General features: G+C 73.0%; 20 protein-coding genes. 13 read left to right on the top strand and 7 right to left on the bottom strand.

Going from position 1 to position 20,180, the window contains the following annotated elements; all coding sequences use genetic code 11:
• The first annotated feature begins 1 nt into the window (after window position 1).
• The 3 genes from ACWEOZ_RS20845 to ACWEOZ_RS20835 all read left to right on the top strand — a co-directional run bounded on the left by ACWEOZ_RS20845 (window position 2) and on the right by ACWEOZ_RS20835 (window position 2,663).
• Complete coding sequence (locus ACWEOZ_RS20845) at window positions 2-541, top strand: hypothetical protein (RefSeq protein ID WP_451912327.1); 540 nt, start codon at window positions 2-4, stop codon at window positions 539-541.
• 77 nt (window positions 542-618) lie between these two features.
• Window positions 619-2,226 carry a Na+/H+ antiporter gene (locus ACWEOZ_RS20840; RefSeq protein ID WP_451912326.1) on the top strand — a complete coding sequence of 536 codons (1,608 nt, stop codon included), beginning with the start codon at window positions 619-621 and terminating at the stop codon, window positions 2,224-2,226.
• 11 nt (window positions 2,227-2,237) lie between these two features.
• Window positions 2,238-2,663 (top strand): OsmC family protein, encoded by a 426-nt coding sequence (locus ACWEOZ_RS20835; RefSeq protein WP_451912325.1) that lies wholly within the window; start codon window positions 2,238-2,240, stop codon window positions 2,661-2,663.
• A 4-nt stretch (window positions 2,664-2,667) separates the two neighbouring features.
• On the opposite strand, the gene ACWEOZ_RS20830 is transcribed toward ACWEOZ_RS20835, so the two are convergent.
• The 3 genes from ACWEOZ_RS20830 to hemC form a co-directional block, all read right to left on the bottom strand.
• Window positions 2,668-3,696: a carboxypeptidase-like regulatory domain-containing protein gene (locus ACWEOZ_RS20830; RefSeq protein ID WP_451912324.1), complete on the bottom strand. Its 1,029-nt coding sequence runs from the start codon at window positions 3,694-3,696 to the stop codon at window positions 2,668-2,670.
• 101 nt (window positions 3,697-3,797) lie between these two features.
• Entirely contained in the window at window positions 3,798-5,453 is a 1,656-nt protein-coding gene (locus ACWEOZ_RS20825) for a hypothetical protein (RefSeq protein WP_451912323.1), read from the bottom strand.
• 119 nt (window positions 5,454-5,572) lie between these two features.
• Window positions 5,573-6,514: a hydroxymethylbilane synthase gene (hemC, locus tag ACWEOZ_RS20820; RefSeq protein WP_451912322.1), complete on the bottom strand. Its 942-nt coding sequence runs from the start codon at window positions 6,512-6,514 to the stop codon at window positions 5,573-5,575.
• A gap of 182 nt (window positions 6,515-6,696) precedes the next feature.
• Between hemC and ACWEOZ_RS20815 the strand changes: the two genes are divergently transcribed.
• Genes ACWEOZ_RS20815 through ACWEOZ_RS20795 form a run of 5 tightly spaced genes read left to right on the top strand, consistent with a single transcriptional unit; the run spans window position 6,697 to window position 11,678 of the window.
• A complete protein-coding gene (locus tag ACWEOZ_RS20815) occupies window positions 6,697-7,605 on the top strand; it encodes an ABC transporter ATP-binding protein (protein WP_451912397.1) in 909 nt (302 codons plus the stop codon).
• Window positions 7,602-8,357 carry an ABC transporter permease gene (locus ACWEOZ_RS20810; RefSeq protein ID WP_451912321.1) on the top strand — a complete coding sequence of 252 codons (756 nt, stop codon included), beginning with the start codon at window positions 7,602-7,604 and terminating at the stop codon, window positions 8,355-8,357. The genes ACWEOZ_RS20815 and ACWEOZ_RS20810 overlap by 4 nt, the downstream gene beginning before the upstream one ends.
• Complete coding sequence (locus ACWEOZ_RS20805; RefSeq protein WP_451912320.1) at window positions 8,357-9,553, top strand: streptophobe family protein; 1,197 nt, start codon at window positions 8,357-8,359, stop codon at window positions 9,551-9,553. Before ACWEOZ_RS20810 ends, ACWEOZ_RS20805 begins: the two co-directional genes overlap by 1 nt.
• Window positions 9,550-10,239, top strand: coding sequence for a response regulator transcription factor (locus tag ACWEOZ_RS20800; protein WP_451912319.1), 690 nt, complete (start codon window positions 9,550-9,552; stop codon window positions 10,237-10,239). The genes ACWEOZ_RS20805 and ACWEOZ_RS20800 overlap by 4 nt, the downstream gene beginning before the upstream one ends.
• Window positions 10,236-11,678, top strand: a complete 1,443-nt coding sequence (locus ACWEOZ_RS20795; protein ID WP_451912318.1) for an ATP-binding protein — start codon at window positions 10,236-10,238, stop codon at window positions 11,676-11,678. Before ACWEOZ_RS20800 ends, ACWEOZ_RS20795 begins: the two co-directional genes overlap by 4 nt.
• 16 nt (window positions 11,679-11,694) lie before the next feature.
• Here ACWEOZ_RS20795 and ACWEOZ_RS20790 read toward each other — a convergent pair whose 3' ends face one another.
• Together ACWEOZ_RS20790 and ACWEOZ_RS20785 are read right to left on the bottom strand one after the other, a co-directional pair.
• Window positions 11,695-12,333 (bottom strand): response regulator, encoded by a 639-nt coding sequence (locus tag ACWEOZ_RS20790; RefSeq protein WP_451912317.1) that lies wholly within the window; start codon window positions 12,331-12,333, stop codon window positions 11,695-11,697.
• Window positions 12,330-13,310 (bottom strand): sensor histidine kinase, encoded by a 981-nt coding sequence (locus ACWEOZ_RS20785; RefSeq protein ID WP_451912316.1) that lies wholly within the window; start codon window positions 13,308-13,310, stop codon window positions 12,330-12,332. Before ACWEOZ_RS20785 ends, ACWEOZ_RS20790 begins: the two co-directional genes overlap by 4 nt.
• 159 nt (window positions 13,311-13,469) lie before the next feature.
• On the opposite strand from ACWEOZ_RS20785, the gene ACWEOZ_RS20780 reads away from it, so the two are divergent.
• Both ACWEOZ_RS20780 and ACWEOZ_RS20775 read left to right on the top strand, forming a co-directional pair.
• Window positions 13,470-14,594 (top strand): NYN domain-containing protein, encoded by a 1,125-nt coding sequence (locus tag ACWEOZ_RS20780; RefSeq protein ID WP_451912315.1) that lies wholly within the window; start codon window positions 13,470-13,472, stop codon window positions 14,592-14,594.
• Between the two features lie 9 nt (window positions 14,595-14,603).
• A complete protein-coding gene (locus tag ACWEOZ_RS20775; RefSeq protein WP_451912314.1) occupies window positions 14,604-15,170 on the top strand; it encodes a hypothetical protein in 567 nt (188 codons plus the stop codon).
• On the opposite strand, the gene ACWEOZ_RS20770 is transcribed toward ACWEOZ_RS20775, so the two are convergent.
• Entirely contained in the window at window positions 15,117-15,821 is a 705-nt protein-coding gene (locus ACWEOZ_RS20770; protein WP_451912313.1) for a DUF998 domain-containing protein, read from the bottom strand. The genes ACWEOZ_RS20775 and ACWEOZ_RS20770 overlap by 54 nt on opposite strands.
• Window positions 15,818-16,870 carry a medium chain dehydrogenase/reductase family protein gene (locus ACWEOZ_RS20765; protein ID WP_451912312.1) on the bottom strand — a complete coding sequence of 351 codons (1,053 nt, stop codon included), beginning with the start codon at window positions 16,868-16,870 and terminating at the stop codon, window positions 15,818-15,820. Before ACWEOZ_RS20765 ends, ACWEOZ_RS20770 begins: the two co-directional genes overlap by 4 nt.
• 117 nt (window positions 16,871-16,987) lie before the next feature.
• Between ACWEOZ_RS20765 and ACWEOZ_RS20760 the strand changes: the two genes are divergently transcribed.
• From ACWEOZ_RS20760 to ACWEOZ_RS20750, 3 genes are all read left to right on the top strand, one after another.
• Window positions 16,988-17,689, top strand: a complete 702-nt coding sequence (locus ACWEOZ_RS20760; RefSeq protein ID WP_451912311.1) for a TetR/AcrR family transcriptional regulator — start codon at window positions 16,988-16,990, stop codon at window positions 17,687-17,689.
• Window positions 17,690-18,008: 319 nt separating this feature from the next.
• Entirely contained in the window at window positions 18,009-19,034 is a 1,026-nt protein-coding gene (locus ACWEOZ_RS20755) for a glycoside hydrolase family 11 protein (RefSeq protein WP_451912310.1), read from the top strand.
• Between the two features lie 36 nt (window positions 19,035-19,070).
• On the top strand, window positions 19,071-20,090 hold the full coding sequence (locus ACWEOZ_RS20750; RefSeq protein WP_451912309.1) for a polysaccharide deacetylase family protein: 1,020 nt from the start codon (window positions 19,071-19,073) through the stop codon (window positions 20,088-20,090).
• Window positions 20,091-20,180 lie beyond the last annotated feature (90 nt).

The following is a 20,180-nucleotide window of genomic DNA, read 5'->3' as shown; positions in this document are numbered from 1 at the left end:
GGTGAGGCGTCGTACCCGGGGAGCGGCCGCCGTCCTCGCCGGTCTGCTGCTGGCGCTCCTGCCGGCGGCCGGCCCGGCGTGGGGGCACACCGGAAAGCTCAAGCTGGAGGTCGCCGGCGACGGCGCCACCGGCGTCACCGTGCAGGCCCGCCACGGCGACGGGCACCGGCTGGACACAGTGGTCCGGCTGGTCCTGACCGCCACCGCCGCCGGTGGGCGGACCGTCGGGCCGGTGCAGCTCGAACCGGCCGGCGAGGGGCAGGGCTTCTACTCCAGCGGCCCGGTCCTGACCCCGGGCAAATGGCGGGTGACGGTCACCGCGCCGAAGCCGCACGCCGGCAAGGCGACCGTCGAGGTGCGGGCCCGGGCCGCCCAGACGGCCCCGGCGCAGGTCGCGCCGGTCGCCGCGGCGAAACCCGGCGGGCCGGCCGGCACCGCGTCCTCGTGGCGGTGGTGGCCGGTCCTGCCCGGCGTCCTGGCCGCCCTGGCGATCGCCGCGGCGGTGGTGCTGACGGTGCGCCGCCGCAGAACCCGGAGCTGATCCTGGACCGGTGACGAGCGTGTGCCTCCGAAGTGCGGAATGATCGCTGCGGCGAGGTTCCGGAGGACGGAGTTCACATGTCCAGTCTCGAATTGGTGGTCGCGGTCGGCGTCGCGATCCTGGTGGGGGCCGGCCTGTCCCGCCGCCTCGGGATCGCGCCGCCGGTGCTGCTTCTGATCACCGGCGTCCTCCTCGGATTCGTGCCCGCGCTGCGCGAGGTGCACCTGCCGCCCGAGGCGGTGCTGCTGCTGTTCCTCCCGGTGCTGCTCTACTGGGAGGCGTTCATGTCCTCGCTGCGCGAGATCCGCAGCAACCTGCGGGTCATCGTGCTGCTGAGCACCATTCTCGTGGTCGCGACCGCGGCCGGTGTGGCCGCGGCCGTGCACGCGCTCGGCGTCGCCTGGGGACCGGCGTGGGTGCTGGGCGCCGCCGTGGCGCCGACCGACGCCACCGCGGTCGGCGTGCTGGGCCGGATGCTGCCCCGCCGGATCGCGACCACTCTCAAGGCGGAGAGCCTGGTCAACGACGGCACGGCGCTGGTGATCTACACGCTGGCGGTCGGGGTCACGCTGGGCGAGGAGCACCTGAGCCCGGGACGGGTCGCCGGGCTGTTCACGATGTCGTACCTCGGCGGCATCGCGGCGGGCCTGCTGGTCACCTTCGGCATCCTGCAGATCCGCCGGCGGCTGACCGAACCGTTCCAGCACAACCTGCTCGCCCTGCTCACCCCGCTCACGGCCTACCTGCTGGCCGAGGCGGCCGAGGTGTCCGGCGTCCTGGCGGCGGTGGTCAGCGGGCTCTGGGTGGGCCGGGTCTCGCCGCGGCTGTTCCCCGGCCACGCCCGCCGGTACGTCCAGACGACCATGAACTTCCTGACCCAGCTGGCCAACTCGGCGCTGTTCGTCCTGGTCGGCCTGGAGGCGCAGTCGGCCGTACGCGGGCTGGACAGCACCGGGCTGACCCACGGGCTGCTGGTGGCGGTGGTGGTCTGCGCGGTCATCGTCGCGGTGCGCTTCGGCTGGCTGTTCACCAGCCCGTACCTGATCCGGGCGATCGACCGCCGGCCGCAGCAGCGCGAACGACGCCTCAGCGGGCGGCCCCGGGCGTTGATGTCCGCGGCCGGTTTCCGCGGCGCGGTGTCGATGGCAGCGGCACTGGCCGTGCCGCACACCCTGCCGTCCGGCGAGGAGTTCCCGGACCGGGACCTCATCATCTTCGTCACGGCGGTGGTGATCGCGGTGACTCTGCTGGTCCAGGCGCCGCTGATGCCCCGGGTGATGCGCTGGGCCGGGCTGGGCGCGGACGGGGAGGCCGAGCGGGAACGCCGGGCGGCGGAGATCACGTCGCTGGAACAGGCTCTCGCCGCGCTGCCGGAGCTGGCCGCCGACCGGGGCACGAGTGACGAGATCACCCAGCAGCTGCGGGCGGACTACGATCGCCGGCTCCGGGTGCTGCGCGACGCCGGCTCCGGCCCGGACCAGGAAGCGGCCCGGTACGAGCAGCAGTACGCCGACCTGCACCTGGCGGTGATCGACCACCGCCACGACACCGTCGTCCGGATGCGCGACCAGGCTGAGATCGACGACGAGGTGCTGCTGAGCGTCCAGGACGGCCTCGACCTCGAACAGGACCACATGACGCAGCGCCGCGACAACGACACCCCCGCGGAGAGCCACGGCGGGTAACGTCGCCCGGCATGACAGCTGAAAGCCTGCGATCGGTGGAGATCGAGCGGACCGGGACCGGCGCGTACGACGTGCGCAACGTGCGGGGCGGGATCATCGAACTGGGCACGGGGGACGACGACCGGTTCACCCCGGTGGAGTTGCTGCTCGCGGCGCTGGGCGGGTGCACCGCGATCGACGTGGACCTCGTCGCGAGCCGCCGGGCGGAACCGGCCCGGTTCGTGGTCCGGGTGCGCGGCGACAAGGTCCGCGACGAGGGCGGCGCCAACCGGATGGAGAACCTGGAGGTCGAGTTCGACGTCGAGTTCCCGCCGGGGGCGGACGGGGACCAGGCGCGGAAGATCGTGCCGCGCCTGATCCAGCAGTCGCACGACCGGCTCTGCACCGTCAGCCGCACCGTGGAGCTGGGCACGCCGGTGTCGACCCGGCTCTCCTGAACCGCTAGCGCGCCCGTCCGCCGTAGGGTTTGTTCGGCGGTACGGTGCGCAGCACCGCAGTCGGCGCGTCGGCCAGGCCGCCGCCCACCTCCAGGTGCGGTTCAGCGGGGTGCTTCCTCCTGCGGACCACCATCAGCACGAGCGTGCCCAGGCCCGCGGCCACCAGGAGCCCGCCCAGCAGGGTGAACATCAGCGAACCACTGCCGTTGTCGCCGGCGGTCCGGGCGCCGGCCGACGGCACCACCCCGGCCAGGCCGGCCTTCGGCGCGGGCTCCTCGGCTGCTGCGGGCGTGGTCGCCGGGGTGGTGGGCGACGGCGACGTCCTGGTGGGGGTGGGCAGGGCGGTCAGGATCAGCCGTACGGTCGCGCCGCGGGCGGTGCCCGGCACGGTCGCGCGAGCGGTGCGGTAGCCGTCCTTGCCCGCGACGACCGTGACGGGGCCGACGGCGATCGGCGTGCTGTCGCTGGCCCGGATCGAGAACCGGCCCTTCCCGTCGCTGGTCGTCCGGTACTCGTGCCCGGCGCTGTCCCGGACCGTCAGGCTCGCGTCCCTGATCGCCTTGCCACCGGCGTCGCGGACCCGGCCGGAGACCCGGCTCACCGCCGAGGACGACGGCTTGTTCCCGCCCCGCACGATGATCAGCTGGTGGTCGAAGGCGGTCTGCGCGCCGATCCGTACGCTCACCGCGAGGTTGCGGCCGCTCTCCTCGCCGGGGCCGACCTTCGGGGCGACCACCGTGGCCTCGAAGGTCCGGCTCTGCCGGGGTCCGAGGTCCGGGGCCGCGGCACATCCGGTGGTGCAGCGCAGGCCGCCGGAGACGGCCACGAAGACCTTCTCGGTCCGCTGGTTGTTGTTCGTGGCCTGGAACCGCACGCGCACCGTCCCGCCGGACGGCACGCTCTCCGGCGACACGCTCAGGATGCGGATGGCCGGAGGGGCCGCCGCCGCGGGCGCCGCGTGCCCCGCGAGCATCGCCCCGGCCAGCGCCACCGGCGCCGCGGCCCGGAGCAGCCGGACCCGTGAGCTCGTCACGTCGAACCACCTTCTGCACGGCGAGCGACACCGGTCGATGACGCCGCGGGCCACTATGCCCTGTCGCGGGTGGCTCGCGCGACCCGGCGGCCGGGCCGTGGTCAGAAGAACGGGATGATCCGGACCGGCGGGCGGGCCGGGGGACGGGGCGGCGGCAGGTAGCGCGGTGGCGGGCGGTAGCCGGGTCCCGGGCGGTATCCCGGCGCGCCGTAGTCGTAGATCCGCGGTGGCGGTGCCGGCAGGTTCAGCCGGGGCAGGTCCAGCCTGGGCAGGTCCAGCGGCGGCAACGGCTTGAGCGGCAGCTTCAGGTCGCCGGGCTTGCCGGGGCGGGGTCGTGGCGGCGTGCGGCGGGCCAGCGTCTCGGCCACCGTACGGTCGATCGTGGTGCTGCCGGCCGACAGCGACGCCATCAGCATCCTGCGGGTCGTGGCGACCCGTTCGGCGTCCGGCACGGCTCGCTCGACCGCCCGGGTCACGTCGGTCTGCTCGACGATGACCCGGGCCTCCTCGGCCACGTCCGGCTGACCGGGCCCACTCCGACCGGGCCGGCCCGGGCCGCGTCCGGCCAGGGCGGCGTTCACCAGCCGGTCGTACGCCGCACCCAGCCGTTCCTGCAGGGCCGTGTCGGCGACCTCGGTGAACGCCTGGACCAGCGGATCGAGGATCGGCATCGCCTCGGTCAACGGCTTGAGCAGCGCCACGATCCGCTCGCTGACCACCTTCTCCAGCTGCAGGGTGACGGTCCGGCGGCCGTCGACGACCAGGTCGATGCCGGGCTGCGGGGATGCGCCGACGGCGGCGCGGGCGGTCGCGACCTGCTCCGGGGTGACCGTCCTGGGCAGCTCCGTGCGGCCCTGCGCCGGCAGTCGCAGCTCGGCCGGGGCGCCCACGATCCGGTTGCGCCGGGCCGTCTCGTCGGCGACCATCCGGTCGATGGCGGTGACGCTGACCCCGTGGGCGATGCGGGCCTGCTCGGCGGCTGCCCGGACCTGGTCCAGCAGGTCGCCGATCCTGGCCTCCCGGCTCAGGGCGTCCCGGTAGGACTGCGGCAGCGACCCGTACACCTTGTCCCAGAGCTGGTCGGCGACCCGCCGGTTGAGATCGGCCTCGATCTGCCGGGTCACCTCCGCGTAGCCGCGCTGCGCGACCTTCAGCCGCAGGCGCAGGTCCTCGGAGGGCACGCCGAGGTGCATGCCGAACATGGTGAACGCGGCCAGGGTGGCGAGCCCGGCCGCGGCCGGCCCGCTGAACCGGGTGTAGAACGCGGTGCTCCGCCGGGCCGCGGAGGCGACCCGCCACCGCCATCCGCGGCCGGCGCCCCGCTCCTTCGGCTGCCGGCCGAGCAGCAGGCAGGTGAGCAGGTACACGGCGGCCAGGACGAAGAAGACGGCCAGCTCACTGAGCTTGACACGGTCGGCGAAAAACCCGGACACCGCCTCGAAGGTCCGCTGCATCGTGCCGAGCCGCTCCGCGCCGATGGAGTCACCGAACAGCCGCAGGTACGCCGCGAGGAGACAGTAGAACGTCGCGGCGAGACCGATCGGCACCAGGTAGAGGATCCCGACGGCGCTCAGGTGGTACTCCAGGCCGGTGCGGACCCCGTCCGGCCCGGCGGCACGCCGCACCTGGCGGCGGCACCACCACACCAGCAGCCAGATCCCCGCGACCACCGACACGAACGGCGTGACGGTCAGGGAGAGGATGAGCGCCGCCAGCACGAGCAGCCCCACGACGACCGGGGTCCCACGTTCCCGCACCGGCATCCGCCACCTCCGTCGCGCAACGACGTTCCGCTACCAGGGAACCACGCTCCGGCAACCACCGTCGAGGCAGATGACCGCCACCGTCGTCGGCGCGGTTGCGCGGCGACGGTCGATCAGGCCGGTCCCGGGGCGGACGACTCGAGGAGGTCGCGGGCGCCCTGCCGGAGCAGCGCCGCGGCCACCGAGGTCCCCAGGGTGATCGGATCGGTCGCCCATTCGTGCACGTCCAGCACGGTCTTGCCGTCCCGGCTGAGCACCCGGGCCCGCAGGCCGAGGCGCCCGTCAGGCTCCGTGCGGGCCAGCGCCGCGATCGGGGAGTGGCAGTTGCCCTGCAGGATGTGCAGCATCGTCCGTTCCGCGACGGTCTCCTGCCGGGCCCGCGGGTCACCGAGGCCGGCCGCCAGCTCACGGGTGCTCGCGTCGTCCTCCCGGCATTGCAGCACCAGGGTGCCGGAGCCGACGGCCGGGACCATCGTGTCGATGTCGATCGGGTGGGTGATCCGGGCGTCCTGCCCGATCCGGGTCAGGCCGGAGACCGCGAGCAGCAGGGCGTCGTACCGGTCGCCGGCGTCGAGCTTGGCGAGCCGGCTGTTCGCGTTGCCCCGGATGGCCACCGGCACCAGGTGCGGCCAGTGCAGGCCCAGCTGCGCGACCCGGCGGACCGCGGAGGTGCCGATCCGGGTGCCGGCGGGCAGCTGCTCGATCCGCAGCCCGCCGGGGTGCACGAGGCAGTCCCGGACGTCGTCCCGGGCCAGATAGGCAGCCATCACCGTGCCGGCGGGGGCCGGCCGGTCCCCGGGGACGTCCTTGACGCAGTGCACCACCAGGTCCACGTCCCCGCCGACCAGGGCGGCGTCCACCTCCTTGGTGAACGCTCCCTTGCCGCCCAGCGCGGCCAGGTCGCCGAGCCAGCGGTCGCCGCTGGTCGACATCGACCGCACCGCCACGGTGATCCCGGGGTGCCGGGCGGTCAGCATCGCGCGGACCCGTTCGGCCTGGGCCAGGGCCATCGGGGAGTTCCGGGTGCCGATGCGCAGCAGGCGGGAGTCGGACATACCGGCGAGGCTAGTCCGCCCGATCCGGCGGAGGGCGACCAGGTCGCACGACCCGGCCGGCGATCCGGAAGTTTTCTGAGAGGCCCGCCGCCGGGGCCGGTCCGACCGGTGGATCTCTCAGAGTTCTCCCAGAAGCTCTGCGAAAGCGGCCAGCCGGGTCGGCCAGCATCGCCGCCATGACGATGATTGAGGTACGCGGACTGACCAAGAGGTACGGGCCCGACACCGTGGTGGACGACCTGTCGTTCACCGTCGAGGCCGGGCAGGTCACCGGCTTCCTCGGCCCGAACGGCGCCGGGAAGACCACCACCATGCGCATGATCGTCGGCCTGGCCGCGCCGGACCGGGGTTCCGTCACGGTCCACGGCCGCCGCTACACCGACTTCCCGGTGCCGCTGACCGAGGTCGGCGCGCTGCTGGACGCCGGCGCCGTGCACGGCGGGCGGAAGGCGTACGACCATCTTCTCGCGCTGGCGGCCAGCAACGGCCTGCCCCGGCGCCGGGTCGGCGAGGTGCTCGACCTGACCGGGATGCGGGCCGCGGCGGGCAAGCGGGCCGGTGACTTCTCGCTCGGCATGCGCCAGCGGCTCGGCATCGCGGCGGCCCTGCTGGGCGACCCCCGGGTGCTGATCTTCGACGAGCCGGTGAACGGGCTGGACCCGGAGGGCATCCGCTGGGTCCGGGAGCTCATGCGCTCGCTGGCCGCCGAGGGCCGCGCCGTGCTGGTCTCCAGCCACCTGATGAGCGAGATGGCCCAGACCGCGGATCACCTGGTGGTGGTCGGCCGGGGGCGGCTCATTGCCGACACGTCGGTGAGTGAGCTCATGAACGCCGCCGGGGGCGGCACGGTGCAGGTGCGGGCGAACGATCCGGATGCCCTCGCGCTGCGGTTGTCGGCGGCGGGCGCGACCGTACGGGAAGGGCTCGAGTCGACCCTCGTCGTGGCCGGCATGAGCGCCGAGGACATCGGCAAGCTGGCCGCGTACCACGGGGTTGTCCTCAGTGAGCTGACCCCGCAACGGGCGTCGCTGGAGGACGCCTTCATGGCCCTGACCAAGGACAGCGTCGACTACCAGGGGGTGCCCGCATGAGCCGCACCCTGCTGGCCGAGTGGATCAAGATTCGCAGCCTGCGCTCCACCTGGTACACGCTGGCCTGCCTCTTCGTGGTCGGCCTGGGCATCACGGCCCTGTCCTCCAACTCGGCCCGCGAGGCGTACGCGGAGGCCGGCGCCGCCTGGGACCCGGCGGCGCACAGCCTGACCGCGTACATCGTCGCCCAGCTGATCATCGGGGTGCTCGGCATCCTGGTCGTGACCTCCGAGTTCGCCACCGGTCTCATCCGGACGACGCTGACGGTCACGCCCCGTCGGCACCGGGTGCTGGCGGCCAAGGTGGTGATCGCCGCGGCTGTCGCCGTGGTGGCCGGCCAGGTGCTGATGGTCGCCGCGTTCCTGATCGGACAGCCGCTGATCGACCGCCAGGGTGTGCCGAGCGCCGGGCTCGGCGATCCCGGCGTGCTGCGGGCCGTGCTCGCCGGTGGTCTCTACCTCACCCTCATCGCGTTGCTGTCCGTCGGGCTCGGCACGATCATGCGGGCCACCGCGGGCGCGCTCGCCACCCTGGTGGGCATCATCTTCCTGGTGCCCGCCCTGGCCGGCATCTTCCCGTCCTGGATGAGCGGCCTGTTCGACTTCTGGCCGACCCTCGGCGGGGCGGCCGCTCTCGCGACGGTCCCGGACGCGGACTTCCCGCACCCGTGGTGGAACCTGGCCGGTCTGGGCCTGGGAGTCGCCGGTGTGCTGGTGGCCGCGTTCGTGGTCCTGCGGCGCCGAGACGTGTGATGACGGGACGCGACATCGGCCGGGGGCTGGCCGCGGCGGCCGGCGCGCTGCTCGCCATGGCCGGCACCGCGGTCGCCGGCCTGCTCCTGCTGGAGGCTGTGCCGCTACCCGGGCCCGGACTGTCCGGCGGCGGAGATCCGGGAGGCCGTTTCGAGCGCCTGACGGCGGCGGTCGTCGCCATGGCGGCCGGGGGCCCGGCTGATGTCGGCCTCACCCCGGCCGGCGGCCTGCCGATCACGGTGCAGGGCCGGATCGAGGTGCTGCCGCTCGGCGTCTCCGTGGTGGGCGCGATCGTTCTCGGGACGCTGCTGCTGCGCCGCGGCGGTGCCGGGCTGCTGGTCCGCGGCGCGTCCGCGGTGGTCGCCTTCGCGGCCGGTCTCGGCGCAGTGGCCGCGGTGGCGCGCGGAACGCTGACGCTGCCGTCCGGCAGCGCCCGGGCGGCCGGCGGGGGAGTGGGGGCGTGCGCTTCGGGCACCCGTACGCCGTTCGCCGGTGCCTCCGTCGACAAGCTGGAGGCCGGCTTCTCCGTGGCCGTCGGACCCACCGTGGCCGGCGCGACGGTGGGGGCGCTGGCCGTGGTCGGGCTGTGCTGGCTGGCCGTCCGGTTCCCGGCTGTCGGGGGAACCCTGCGCGCCGCGCGGTGGCCGGTTGCCGGGGCGGGCATCGTGTGTGTGCTCGCGGCGTGGGCGGTCGGTGGTCCGGCCGTCGCCGGCGGGGTGCTGCTCGCGCTGCCGATGGTGGTGGGCGGCGCGCTGCTGCTCGGGCTCGGTGTGCCCTGGTCGTTCAGCTCCGGCGGCATGCTCTCGTGCGTCGTGGACGGCGGTTGGTCGCCGCCCGGGCGCGGTGCCCTCGTGGTCCTGTCCGGTGTTGTGCTGCTCGCCTGCGCTGTCGCGGTCGCTGCGCGTACCGGTGGAGACCGGGCCGGTGGCCCGCTGCGCCGGGCGGCCGGGCTCGCCGTGCGGTTCGCCCCGGTGGTCGCGGCCGTGCTGGTCGTTCTGACGCTGCTGTCCCGGGTGTCGGTGGAGCTGGGCGTGCAGGCGTTCATCATCGCGGTCCCGGTCCTCGACCTGCGGCTGGCCGCGAGCCCCTGGGGCGCGCTGGCGGCCGGGCTCGGCGCCGGTGCCGCAGCCGGCTTCGCCGCGAGCCTGCTGGTTGACGCCGTCCGGCGCCGGACCTCCGTAGGCTGGCGGGCATGACTGCCCGGGAAGAGGCTGAGCGGCTGCTCGTGGTGGACGACGAGGCCACCGTCCGGGAGCTGCTCGCCGCGACACTGCGGTTCGCGGGCTTCCGGGTGACCTCGGCGGCCACCGCGGCCGACGCGATCGCCTCGGCCACCGCGGACCCGCCCGACCTGGTGCTGCTCGACGTGATGCTGCCCGACATGGACGGCTTCGAAGTGGTCCGGCAACTGCGCGAGCACCGTACGCCGGTGCTCTTCCTCACCGCGCGCGACCGGCAGGCCGACAAGGTCACCGGGCTGTCGCTGGGCGCCGACGACTACGTGACGAAGCCGTTCGACCTGGAGGAGCTGATCGCCCGCATCCGGGCCATCCTGCGGCGCACCGCCGGGCACCACGACGGGATCCTCACCGTCGGCACGCTGGCGCTGGACGTGGAGGGGCACCAGGTGACCCGGCACGGGCGGCCGGTGCGGGTGTCGGCCACCGAGTTCCGGCTGCTGCGCCACCTCATGGAGAACGCCGGGCGGGTGGTTTCCAAGGCGCAGATCCTGGACCGGGTGTGGCACTACGACTTCGGCGGCGACGCCAGCATCGTGGACACGTACATCTCGTACCTGCGGCGCAAGGTCGACGGCGAGGAACCGAAGCTGATCCACACCGTGCACGGCGTGGGTTACGTGATGCGGGAGCCGCGACCGTGAGTCTGCGCGTACGGCTGCTGGTGCTCACCACGGCCCTGCTGCTGACCGGGCTGGCCCTGGTGGGCACGGTCGTCTCCGACCGCCTGGAGCACTACCAGGTCGACCGGCTCGACAGCCAGCTGGGCTCGCTCACCGCCCTGATCTCCCGCCTGCCGGTCAGCGGGCCGCGTGATCCGGGCACCACGGGTGCCCGGGCCGACCTGCTCGACCCGGCCCTCGACCTGGTCGGGGCGCCCTACCTGGTGTACCTGGACGCCGGCGGCGCGGTCGCCGACGGCCTGCACACGTCCCGGCTGAGCACCGCGAGCCTGCCGCCGCCGGCCGAGTTGCGGACGGTACCCACCGACGGGTCCGCGGTCTTCCTGAGCGCCGCCGACGACTCGGGCCGCTGGCGGGCCGTCGCCCGGCGGACCACCGGCTGGAACGGCACCGTGATCGCCGCTGCGCCGATGACCGCGGCCGACGCCACCGTGGCCCAGCTGCGCACGACCAGCCTGATCAGCGGGCTCGTGCTGCTGGTGGCGCTGACGGCGGTGGGCTGGTTCGCGCTCGGCCGGGGGCTGCGCCCGCTGCGCCGCATCGAGCACACCGCGGCCGCGATCGCCGCCGGCGACCTGACCCGGCGCGTGCCCGCCCTGGCCCCGCCGGGCACCGAGATCGGCCATCTGGCGGCGTCGCTCAACCTGATGCTCGGCCAGCTCGAACGGGCCTTCGCCGATCGGGCCGCCTCCGAGGCCAGGATGCGCACGTTCGTCTCGGACGTCAGCCACGAGCTGCGGACCCCGCTGTTCGTCATCAAAGGCTCGACCGATCTGCACCGGATGGGTGCGCTGGCGGCCCCGGCCGACGTCGACGCGGCCCTGCGCCGCATCGACAGCGAGGCGACCCGGCTGACCCGGCTCACCGAGGACCTGCTGCTGCTGGCCGAGCTGGACGACGCGCCCGAGGCCCAGCTCGACCGGGCCCCGATGGACCTGCGGACGCTGGCCACCGATGCCCGGCACGACCTGCACGCCCTCGACGCGACCCGGCCGGTCGAGCTGACCGGACCCGGCGGGACCGGCCCGCCCGGCCCGGCCCCGGTCGACGCCGACGAGGCCCGGCTCCGGCAGGTCGTCACCAACCTGGTCGGCAACGCGGTCGCGCACACCCCGGCGGGCACAGGCGTACGCATCGGGGTGGGCACGCTCGACGGGCGTGCCGTGCTGGAGATCGCCGACCACGGCCCGGGGATGACGGCCGAGCAGGCCGGCCGGGTCTTCGACCGCTTCTACCGCACCGACCGCTCGCGGAACCGCCTGGGCGGCGCCAACGCCGGGCTGGGATTGGCGATCGCGCGTTCCCTGGCCCGGGCGCACGGCGGCGATGTCGAGCTGGAGACCTCGCCCGGCGCAGGCGCCTGTTTCCGGCTCACGGTGCCGCTGCTCGACGCCGCCTGAGCGGCGTTCACCTCTCTCAGTGCGGGTCGGCCAGACCGGCTCGCCACGCCCAGGCGGCCATGCCGACCCGGTTGGTGAGCCCCAGCTTCGCCTGGATGTTCGCGACGTGCGTCTTGGCGGTCCCGGCGGAGATGAACAGCTCGGCGCCGATCTGCGCATTGGTGAGACCCTGAGCGACCAGCCGTACGATCTCGGTCTCCCGGTGGGTCAGGGGATTGGGCGCCGCGGGCCGGTCGGCCCTGGCCACCGCGCGTAGCAGCCGTACGGTGACCTGGGGGCTGATCAGCGCGTCACCGGCCATCGCCGCGCGGACGCCCTCGACCAGGAGCGTCGGCCCGGACCGCTTGAGCAGGAAACCACATGCGCCGTTGCGCAGTGCGGTGTCCACGTACTCGTCGAGGTCGAAGGTCGTGACCACGACCACCCGTAGACCCTCGTGGCTGAGCCGCCGGGTCAGTTCCAGCCCGTCGATGCCGGGCATCCGGATGTCGGCGAGCACGACGTCCGGCCGCAGCCTGCGCGCCAGGCTCAGGGCTGACGTCCCGTCGGTGGCCTCGCCGACCACGGTGATGTCGGGCTGGGAGTCCAGGACGAGGCGGAAGCCGCTGCGTACGTCGGGCTGATCGTCGGCGAGCAGGACGCGGGTGCTGTTCATGCCGCCACCCCGGGAATGACAGCGACGACTTCCCAGCCACGCTCACACGGCGCCGCGGTCAGAGTGCCGCCACGCGCGGCAACCTGCTCCCGCAGGCCGGAAAGGCCCCGCCCGCCGCGCCGGGCACGCCGCTGCGCCGGCGACGGCCCGGCCGTGTGGTCACGGACCCGGACCTCGACGCCGGAGGCGTCGCCGGTGAGGGACACGTCGACCCGGGTCGCTGCCGGTGCGTGCCGCCGGACGTTGGTGAGGGCCTCGACCACGATCCGGTACGCCACCGCGGCGCTGTCGCGTGGCACCTCGTCCATCTGGAGGCTCTGGACCAGGCGCGTGTCAACGTGGCCGGCGGCGCGGAATCGGTCGACGAGGCCGGGCAGGTCGTCCAGCGTGGGCAGCGGCCGCACCGTGCCGGCGTCCGGTTCGTGCAGCATGCCGACCATCCGGTCCATCGTGGCCAGCGCGGCCAGACCGGCGGCCTCGATACGTGCCAGTGCCGGGCCGGCCGCCTCCGGCGTGCTGTCGGCGACGAATCGTGCCGCCTGGGCCTGCGCCACGATCCCGCTGATGTCGTGGGCGACGAAATCGTGCAGGTCACGCGCCACCTGCAGGCGCTGGGCATGCCGGGCCTGCTCGACGGCCACGGCCCGCCGGTGGGCCATCAGCCGCGGGTAGCCGCCGACGACGACCGCGACGACGGCGGGCGTGGTCCAAACGGCCGCTGCGACGAGCCGTTGTGCCGCGGCCATGTCCTCGGTGATCGACCAGAGGAGCAGAGCCATCGCGGCACCGGCCAGCCCGGCGGCGGGAGCGACGTGCCGGTGAGGTGCCCAGCGCACCGCGACGGCCAGCAGCACGGCGAGGACCGCCATCACAAGCACGAAAAGGTACGTCGGGCTGCCGAGGTCCTCCACGAACGAGGCGACCAGCGCGGAACAGCTCGCCGCCATGCTGATCCAGCCGAGGTGCCGACGCGTCATCACTCGATCGTAGGCGGGCACCGCCGTATGCCGATCGGCACAGAACACCGCGGCCGGCGTGCCCCACCTCGCCACATCGGCAGATGGTGGCGCACCTCCGGCCCGGCCGAGGCTGGTGGGAGCGCGGCGAGCGTACGCCGCGCTTCTCCGAGGAGTGCCATGTCCAAAAGGGGTAAGGGCGGGACCGGTTGGTGGCGGCGCTGGCCGGCCTGGTCGGGCTACGCGGCGGCCGGCTGGTCGCTGATGTACGCCATGCTCGGGCTGTACTGGACGTCGGGCGGTGACGGTTTCCCGTTCGCGCCCATCGACGACGACCACAAATCGGCGTCCATCCTCGAGGGCAGCCCGGTCGAGGTCACCGCACCGCTCATGGCGGTGCTCGGTCTGCTCGGCACGGTCGTCGCGCTGGCGATGGCCCGGGGCGCCGGCTCCGGCCGCCGGTCAGTGGCAATGATCGCCTTCGGCTGGATCGCGGCGGCCGGCCTCAGCCTGATCATCCCCGACTACATCCTGATCGGTGTGCTGGCGTTCGGGTCGCTGTTGCTGGTGTTCGCCTTCACCGGCGTGCCCGGCCCGCAGGACGGCATCGGGGACATCCTGTACTGGCATCGCGTCAACCTGTTCATCCTGTTCGCCGGCGGGTTGTTGTGGGCCGCGGCCACGCTGGCGTACCAACGGCGCAGGCGCGCGGCATGTCAGCACTGCGGCCGCCGGCACGGCCCGCCCGGTGACGGCCCGCCTCGGGAGGCGTTACTGCGGTGGGGGCGCTGGGCGGTCGCGGTCGCCTGCCTGGCACCACTGCCGTACGAGATCACCAGAGTGGCCTGGTTCTTCGGCCTTCCACTCGGCATCAGCCGGGACTTTCTCACCATGATGCAGAACACCGGCGGCATGCTCGCGATCGGGCTGGGCTGCGCCATCGCCTCGGCGCTCGGTGGTGTGCTCACCCACGGCCTGGTCAGCCGCTGGGGCGAGATCTACCCCCGATGGATCTGGTTCAAGGCCGGAAAGCCGGTGCCGCCGGCACTCGCGACCGTGCCGGCTTCCATCGTCGCCGTCGCCCTCATCCCGGCCGGGCTGATGATGGTGTGGGACCCCACGATCAGCGACGGGTGGGGACTGCGCCTACCCAGCGTGGCCTGGATCCTCTGGGGTGCCGCCCTCGGCGCGGCCACCATCACGTACCACCTGCGCCGGCGCGGCGCCTGCCGACATTGCGGACGCGGAACGAACGCCGTCCGGTTGAACGACAAGCTGAGCGCCGGGGTGGCCCGGCCTCTGTAGCGTGTCGGCGTGAGCCGGACCCGCACCTGGTGGCCGATCGTCCTCTGTCTGGTGGCGGCGGTCACGCTGCTGTACGCCGTGGTCCTGCCGGGCGGCTACCTGACCTGGTTGTGGGTGGCCATGGTCCTGTGGCTGGTGGCCGTCGTGGGCTGGCTGGCCTCGCTTCGCGGCCGGTCCTGGCCGGTCCGGTCGGTTCTGCCGGTGTTGTCCGTCGTGACGATGGTGGTGGCCGGCTCGGGCGTGGCCGGCCGGGTGCTGTTCCCTCTGCACCGGGCGGGCCTGGAGCGGATGACGACGTCGCGGCTCGGTGCGGGCCATGGCCTGTACCGTTTCTCGGCCGTGTGGAGCCATGGCGGTTGTACCGCCTACGTGACCGAGGACAGCGGCATGTCGTCCTTCGCCGGTCTGGTGCGGTGCTCACCCGGCGTGCGGCTGTCGCCGCGCCTGGGCGACACTGCCGGCGACGCCGAGTTCGAGTCGCTCGGCCACGACTGGTACGCCTTCAGCGTCCCGCGTTCCGGCTCATCGGTCTGGGGTTTCAACCCGTTCGCCGTCGGAGCCACCCCCGAGGCCTGACGGTCCGCGCCGGATCAGCACGATGCCGGTGGTCAGGGCCCAGAGCAGCACGCTGTAGAGGGAGATGCGTTCGGCCAGACCGGTGGGCACCCAGCCGTACGTCAGCGGGATGTTGACCAGCCCGGCGACGCCGGCGGTGACGCTCAGGACCGCGAGCCGGCGGGGGAGCCCGAGCGGCCGGTGGGCGAGGCCGGTGACGACGGCCAGGGCGTTCCCGGCGATGATCGACAGGAACGCTCCCACCAGGTAGAGCACCAGAGTCCCGTCGTCGAAGCGCGCCGGCCCGAGCGGGAACACGGCGAACAACACCAGGGCCACGGCCTGCGCGATGCCGAGCGCGGGGAGCACCCGCCGGCGCCGGCCGGTGAGCCGGCGGCCGAGGGCGATGCTCACGGCGGCGAAGAGCGCACCGGAGAGGATCCAGGCCGCGCTCATCACCCACCACAGCGGCGAGGAGATGAGGAAGCCGCGGAACTCGCCGGTGAACCGGCTGCCCAGGAAGTTCACGTAGTCGTCGACGTAGCTGTACGGGCGCACGTCCCACGCGGCAGCGACGACCGCCTCGGCGATCAGGTCGACCAGGACCGCCGCCACGAGGGCGGGTCCGGCCCAGCGCGCGACGACCGGCTGCGTCCGCTGGTCCGCGCTCACGGGATCAGGATGATCTTGCCGAGGGCGGTGCGGTCGGCGGACTCGGACAGGGCCACCGCCGCGGCCACCTCCGACAGCGGGTAGCGGGCGGCGATCTGCGCGGTGAGCTCGCCGCTGCGCTGCAGCTCGAAGACCCTTGTGAGATCCGTACGGAGGCGGGCCCGGAACGCCTCCCGCTTGGCCGAGCCGGGCTTGCCGGCCCCGGCCCAGACGTTGTAGAAGCTCGCGTGCCGGCCGGTCGGCCGGTAGTTCCAGAACGCGAGCTTGCTCAGCAGCGCCAGGAAGGTCAGCACCACCGGGCTCTGGTCGTCCAGGCTGCTCGCGACGCTGTACGCGACGAGCGTCCCGGTGCGGCTCAGCAGCCGGTACGACTGGTCGACGCTCTTGCCGCCGAGGTGGTCGAACACGGCGTCCACGCCGCCCGGGGCGAGTTGCCGGATCCGGCCGGCCAGGTCGGCGTCGCGGTAGTCGACCGGCTCCACCCCCAGCGCGCGCAGCGCCTCGTGGTGGCGCGGGCTCGCGGTGCCGATCACCCGGGCGCCGGCCCGCCGGGCCAGCTGCACCAGGATGGTGCCCACGCCGCCGCCGGCGCCGAGCACCAGCACGGTCTGCCCGGCCCGGACCCGGGCCCTGCCGTGCAGCATCTGGTACGCGGTCAGCCCGTTGACGATCAGCGTCTCCGCCTCGTCGGCGCCGATCCCGTCGGGCACCTCCACCAGGTCGGCGGCGCTCAGCACGACGGCCGTGGCCCAGGCGCCGGTCTTGGTCAGGGCGGCGACCCGCCGGCCGGTGAGCGAGCCGTCGACGCCCGGACCGACCTGTTCAACGATGCCGACGAGGTCGTAGCCCGGCACGAACGGGAACGCAGGCTGCCCGTAGTAGCGGCCGCGGCGCATCGCGCTCTCGGCGAACGACACCGCGGTGGCCTCGACCCGGACCAGGGCCTGGCCGGCGCCGGGCGGCGGCAGTACGCGCTCGATCAGTCGCAGGCCGGCCGGCTCGACCTTGCCCGGCAGCACCACCTCGGTGGCGGTGTTCGTCCCCGTCATGGCCTCGGCCTCCCGTTCGCTGACGCCCCATCACTCTGTTAATGGCCGTAACTATGCATCGGTACGTCAGGACGCGTCAACCGGTAGCGCACCGGGACGGCCCGTTACGATGCGACGATGGCTGACGACCCGCAGGTGATGAACAGGCGCGAGCGCTTGCGGGTGCAGACCCTGCAGGAGATCGAGGACACCTCGTTCGCGATCATCGACGCGGACGGTGTCGACGCGCTGTCGATCGCCGCCCTGGCCCGCAGCATGGCGATGTCCGCACCGGCGGTGTACCGCTACTTCCCGTCGCGCGACGCACTGCTGACCCATCTGATGACCCGGTCGTACGAACAGCTCGCGGCGGCCATGATCGAGGCGGCCGTGGGCGGGCGGCGGACCCCGCGTGTCCGGGTGCGGCTGATCGTCGCGGCGTACCGGGACTGGGCCCTGCGCCACCGGCGCCGGTACGGGATGCTCTTCGGCCAGCGGATCGGCGGCGTGCCCGGCGATGCCGGGCCGCAGACCCCGCTGGACCGGCCGATGGCCCTGCTGGTCGGCCTGCTCGAAGCCGGTGCGGACCCCATGCCGGCCGCCGGCGGCAGCGGCGACCGCACGCTGGACGGGCAGCTGCGGGAATGGGCCCGGGCGCGGGACCTGCCCGGTACCTCCCCGCGGGCCGCGCGGGCGGCCATCGTCATCTGGACGCGGGTGCACGGGATCGTGAGCCTGGAACTGACCGGCATGTTCGACAACAACGCCGTCGACGTCCAGCGCCTGATCGACCAGGAGGTCGACAACGCCGTCCAGTCCCTGGCGTCGCCGACCCCCTGAACCGCAGATCCTGATCTTGACCACTGCGGTGGCCTGCTCCCGCAAATGACCGAAACTTTCGGCAAGGAGTGGTCCATTCGCCCCGGACAAAACGGCCATGCCGTTCTCGGGCGCTTCCTTCCTCAATTCCGCCGCAAGCGTCCTGAGCTGGAATAACGCTCTGCACGAGACACTTTGTCCGAGTTCGTAATTCCGGTGTGTTTCCGGAAGTTGTTGACTTCGGGATGGCCGCCGATCGATACTTCTGCCGTCAATCGATAGATGGACATGAACCCCGCCTGGTCGCCCCGCCAGGCTTCCCCCGAGGAGGACGTCCGCTATGCAAGTAGCTCCCGTGCAACCGAAGGGCCGCCGGCGCGGCCTGGTCAGAACGCTGTTCGGTGTCGGCTGCGCCATGGCGATCGCCCTCGCCGGCACCGCGATGGCGGTCGACGCCAGCGCCGAGGCCAACCGGACCGTCACGTCGAACACCACCGGCAGCCACAACGGCTACTTCTTCTCGTTCTGGAAGGACAGCGGCAACGTCTCCATGACGCTGGGGCCGGACGGCAACTACACGTCCCAGTGGAGCAACGTCAACAACTGGGTCGGTGGCAAGGGCTGGGCCACCGGCGCCCGCCGCACGATCAACTACTCCGGCTCGTTCAACGTCAACGGCAACGGCTACCTGGCGCTCTACGGCTGGACCCGCAACCCGCTGGTCGAGTACTACGTGGTCGAGAACTTCGGCAACTACAACCCGAGCACGGGTGCGACCCGGCTGGGCACGGTGACCTCCGACGGCGGCACCTACGACGTCTACCGGACCCAGCGGGTCAACCAGCCGTCGATCGAGGGCACGGCGACGTTCTACCAGTACTGGAGTGTGCGGCAGCAGAAGCGCACCGGCGGCACCATCACCACCGGCAACCACTTCGACGCCTGGACCCGGTCCGGCCTGCAGCTCGGCTCGCACGACTACCAGATCATCGCGACCGAGGGCTACCAGAGCAGCGGCAGCTCGAACATCACCGTGAGCAGCGGCGGCACCACGGTCCCGAACCCGGGCCAGACGACGACCCCGCCGCCCGGCGGAAGTGGTGGCTGCACCGCCGCGGTGACCGCCGGTGACTCGTGGTCCGACCGCTACAACCTGAACGTCGCGGTCAGCGGCTCCAGCAACTGGACCGTGACGATGAACGTGGTGGCCCCGCAGAAGGTCATGTCGACCTGGAACATCTCCGCGAGCTACCCCACCGCCCAGACGCTGGTCGCCAAGCCGAACGGCAGCGGCAACAACTTCGGCGTGACGATCCAGAAGAACGGCAGCACCACCTGGCCGAGCGTCTCGTGCCAGGCCGGCTGATCCGGACCAGTCGGGTCCGAGAGAGGAACGCGCCGCATGCGAACCACATCACGCCGCTGGAGAGGGTTGCTGACCGGCCTGACGGTCGCCGCCCTGGCCGCCCTGGGCTTCGTCGCCACCACAGTCACCGCCACGCCGTCCCAGGCGGCCACCTGTAACGGCTATGTCGGGCTGACCTTCGACGACGGCCCGTCGGGCAACACCCAGGCCCTGCTGAACGCGCTGCGCCAGAACGGCCTGCGGGCCACCATGTTCAACCAGGGCAACTACGCCTCGCAGAACCCGGGGCTGGTCCGGGCCCAGGTCGACGCGGGGATGTGGGTGGGCAACCACAGCTACAGCCACGCGCACCTGACCCAGGGCAGCCAGGCCAGCATGGACTCGGAGATCAGCCGGACCCAGACGGCGATCGCCAACGCCGGCGGGGGCACGCCCAAGCTGTTCCGCCCGCCGTACGGCGAGACCAACGCGACCCTGCGCTCGGTCGAGCAGAAGTACGGCCTGACCGAGATCATCTGGGACGTCGACTCCCAGGACTGGAACAACGCCAGCACCGACGCCATCGTGGCGGCCAACGCGCGGCTGACCAACGGCCAGATCATCCTGATGCACGACTGGCCGGCCAACACCCTGGCCGCCATCCCGCGCATCGCCCAGGGGCTGGCCAGCCGCAACCTGTGCGCCGGCATGATCTCCCCGTCGACCGGCCGGGCGGTCGCCCCGACGGGCACCTCCAACCCGACCACGCCGGGCCCGAACCCGACGACGACGCCACCGCCGCAGGGCGGCGGCAGCTGCACCGCCACGTTGTCGGCCGGTCAGAGCTGGAGTGACCGGTACAACCTGAACGTCGCCGTCAGCGGCTCGAACACGTGGACCGTGACGATGAACATCCCGGCTCCGGAGAAGGTCCTCTCCACCTGGAACATCAACGCGAGCTACCCGAGCGCGCAACAACTCGTCGCGACGCCCAACGGCAGCGGCAACAACTTCGGCGTGACGATTCAGAAGAACGGCAGCACCACCTGGCCGACAGTCTCCTGTCGAGTGGGCTGACCCGGATGATGGCGCGGCAGCTGCGGCTGCCGCGCCATCGATCGGCCGGCGGGTGTGCGCGAATGCCTCATGGCCCGCGCAGACCCGCCG

Source organism: Actinoplanes sp. NPDC004185 (assembly GCF_053603475.1).
The sequence above is the reverse complement of the archived record's forward strand: the minus strand, read 5'-3'. Positions and strand labels throughout refer to the sequence as shown.

Coding starts and splice junctions, on each gene's coding strand:
- ACWEOZ_RS20840 (WP_451912326.1), top strand. CDS start 619: ATGTCCAGTCTCGAATTGGTGGTCGCGGTCGGCGTCGCGATCCTGGTG.
- ACWEOZ_RS20835 (WP_451912325.1), top strand. CDS start 2,238: ATGACAGCTGAAAGCCTGCGATCGGTGGAGATCGAGCGGACCGGGACC.
- hemC (WP_451912322.1), bottom strand. CDS start 6,514: ATGTCCGACTCCCGCCTGCTGCGCATCGGCACCCGGAACTCCCCGATG.
- ACWEOZ_RS20815 (WP_451912397.1), top strand. CDS start 6,697: ATGATTGAGGTACGCGGACTGACCAAGAGGTACGGGCCCGACACCGTG.
- ACWEOZ_RS20810 (WP_451912321.1), top strand. CDS start 7,602: ATGAGCCGCACCCTGCTGGCCGAGTGGATCAAGATTCGCAGCCTGCGC.
- ACWEOZ_RS20805 (WP_451912320.1), top strand. CDS start 8,357: ATGACGGGACGCGACATCGGCCGGGGGCTGGCCGCGGCGGCCGGCGCG.
- ACWEOZ_RS20800 (WP_451912319.1), top strand. CDS start 9,550: ATGACTGCCCGGGAAGAGGCTGAGCGGCTGCTCGTGGTGGACGACGAG.
- ACWEOZ_RS20790 (WP_451912317.1), bottom strand. CDS start 12,333: ATGAACAGCACCCGCGTCCTGCTCGCCGACGATCAGCCCGACGTACGC.
- ACWEOZ_RS20785 (WP_451912316.1), bottom strand. CDS start 13,310: ATGACGCGTCGGCACCTCGGCTGGATCAGCATGGCGGCGAGCTGTTCC.
- ACWEOZ_RS20780 (WP_451912315.1), top strand. CDS start 13,470: ATGTCCAAAAGGGGTAAGGGCGGGACCGGTTGGTGGCGGCGCTGGCCG.
- ACWEOZ_RS20765 (WP_451912312.1), bottom strand. CDS start 16,870: ATGACGGGGACGAACACCGCCACCGAGGTGGTGCTGCCGGGCAAGGTC.
- ACWEOZ_RS20760 (WP_451912311.1), top strand. CDS start 16,988: ATGGCTGACGACCCGCAGGTGATGAACAGGCGCGAGCGCTTGCGGGTG.
- ACWEOZ_RS20755 (WP_451912310.1), top strand. CDS start 18,009: ATGCAAGTAGCTCCCGTGCAACCGAAGGGCCGCCGGCGCGGCCTGGTC.
- ACWEOZ_RS20750 (WP_451912309.1), top strand. CDS start 19,071: ATGCGAACCACATCACGCCGCTGGAGAGGGTTGCTGACCGGCCTGACG.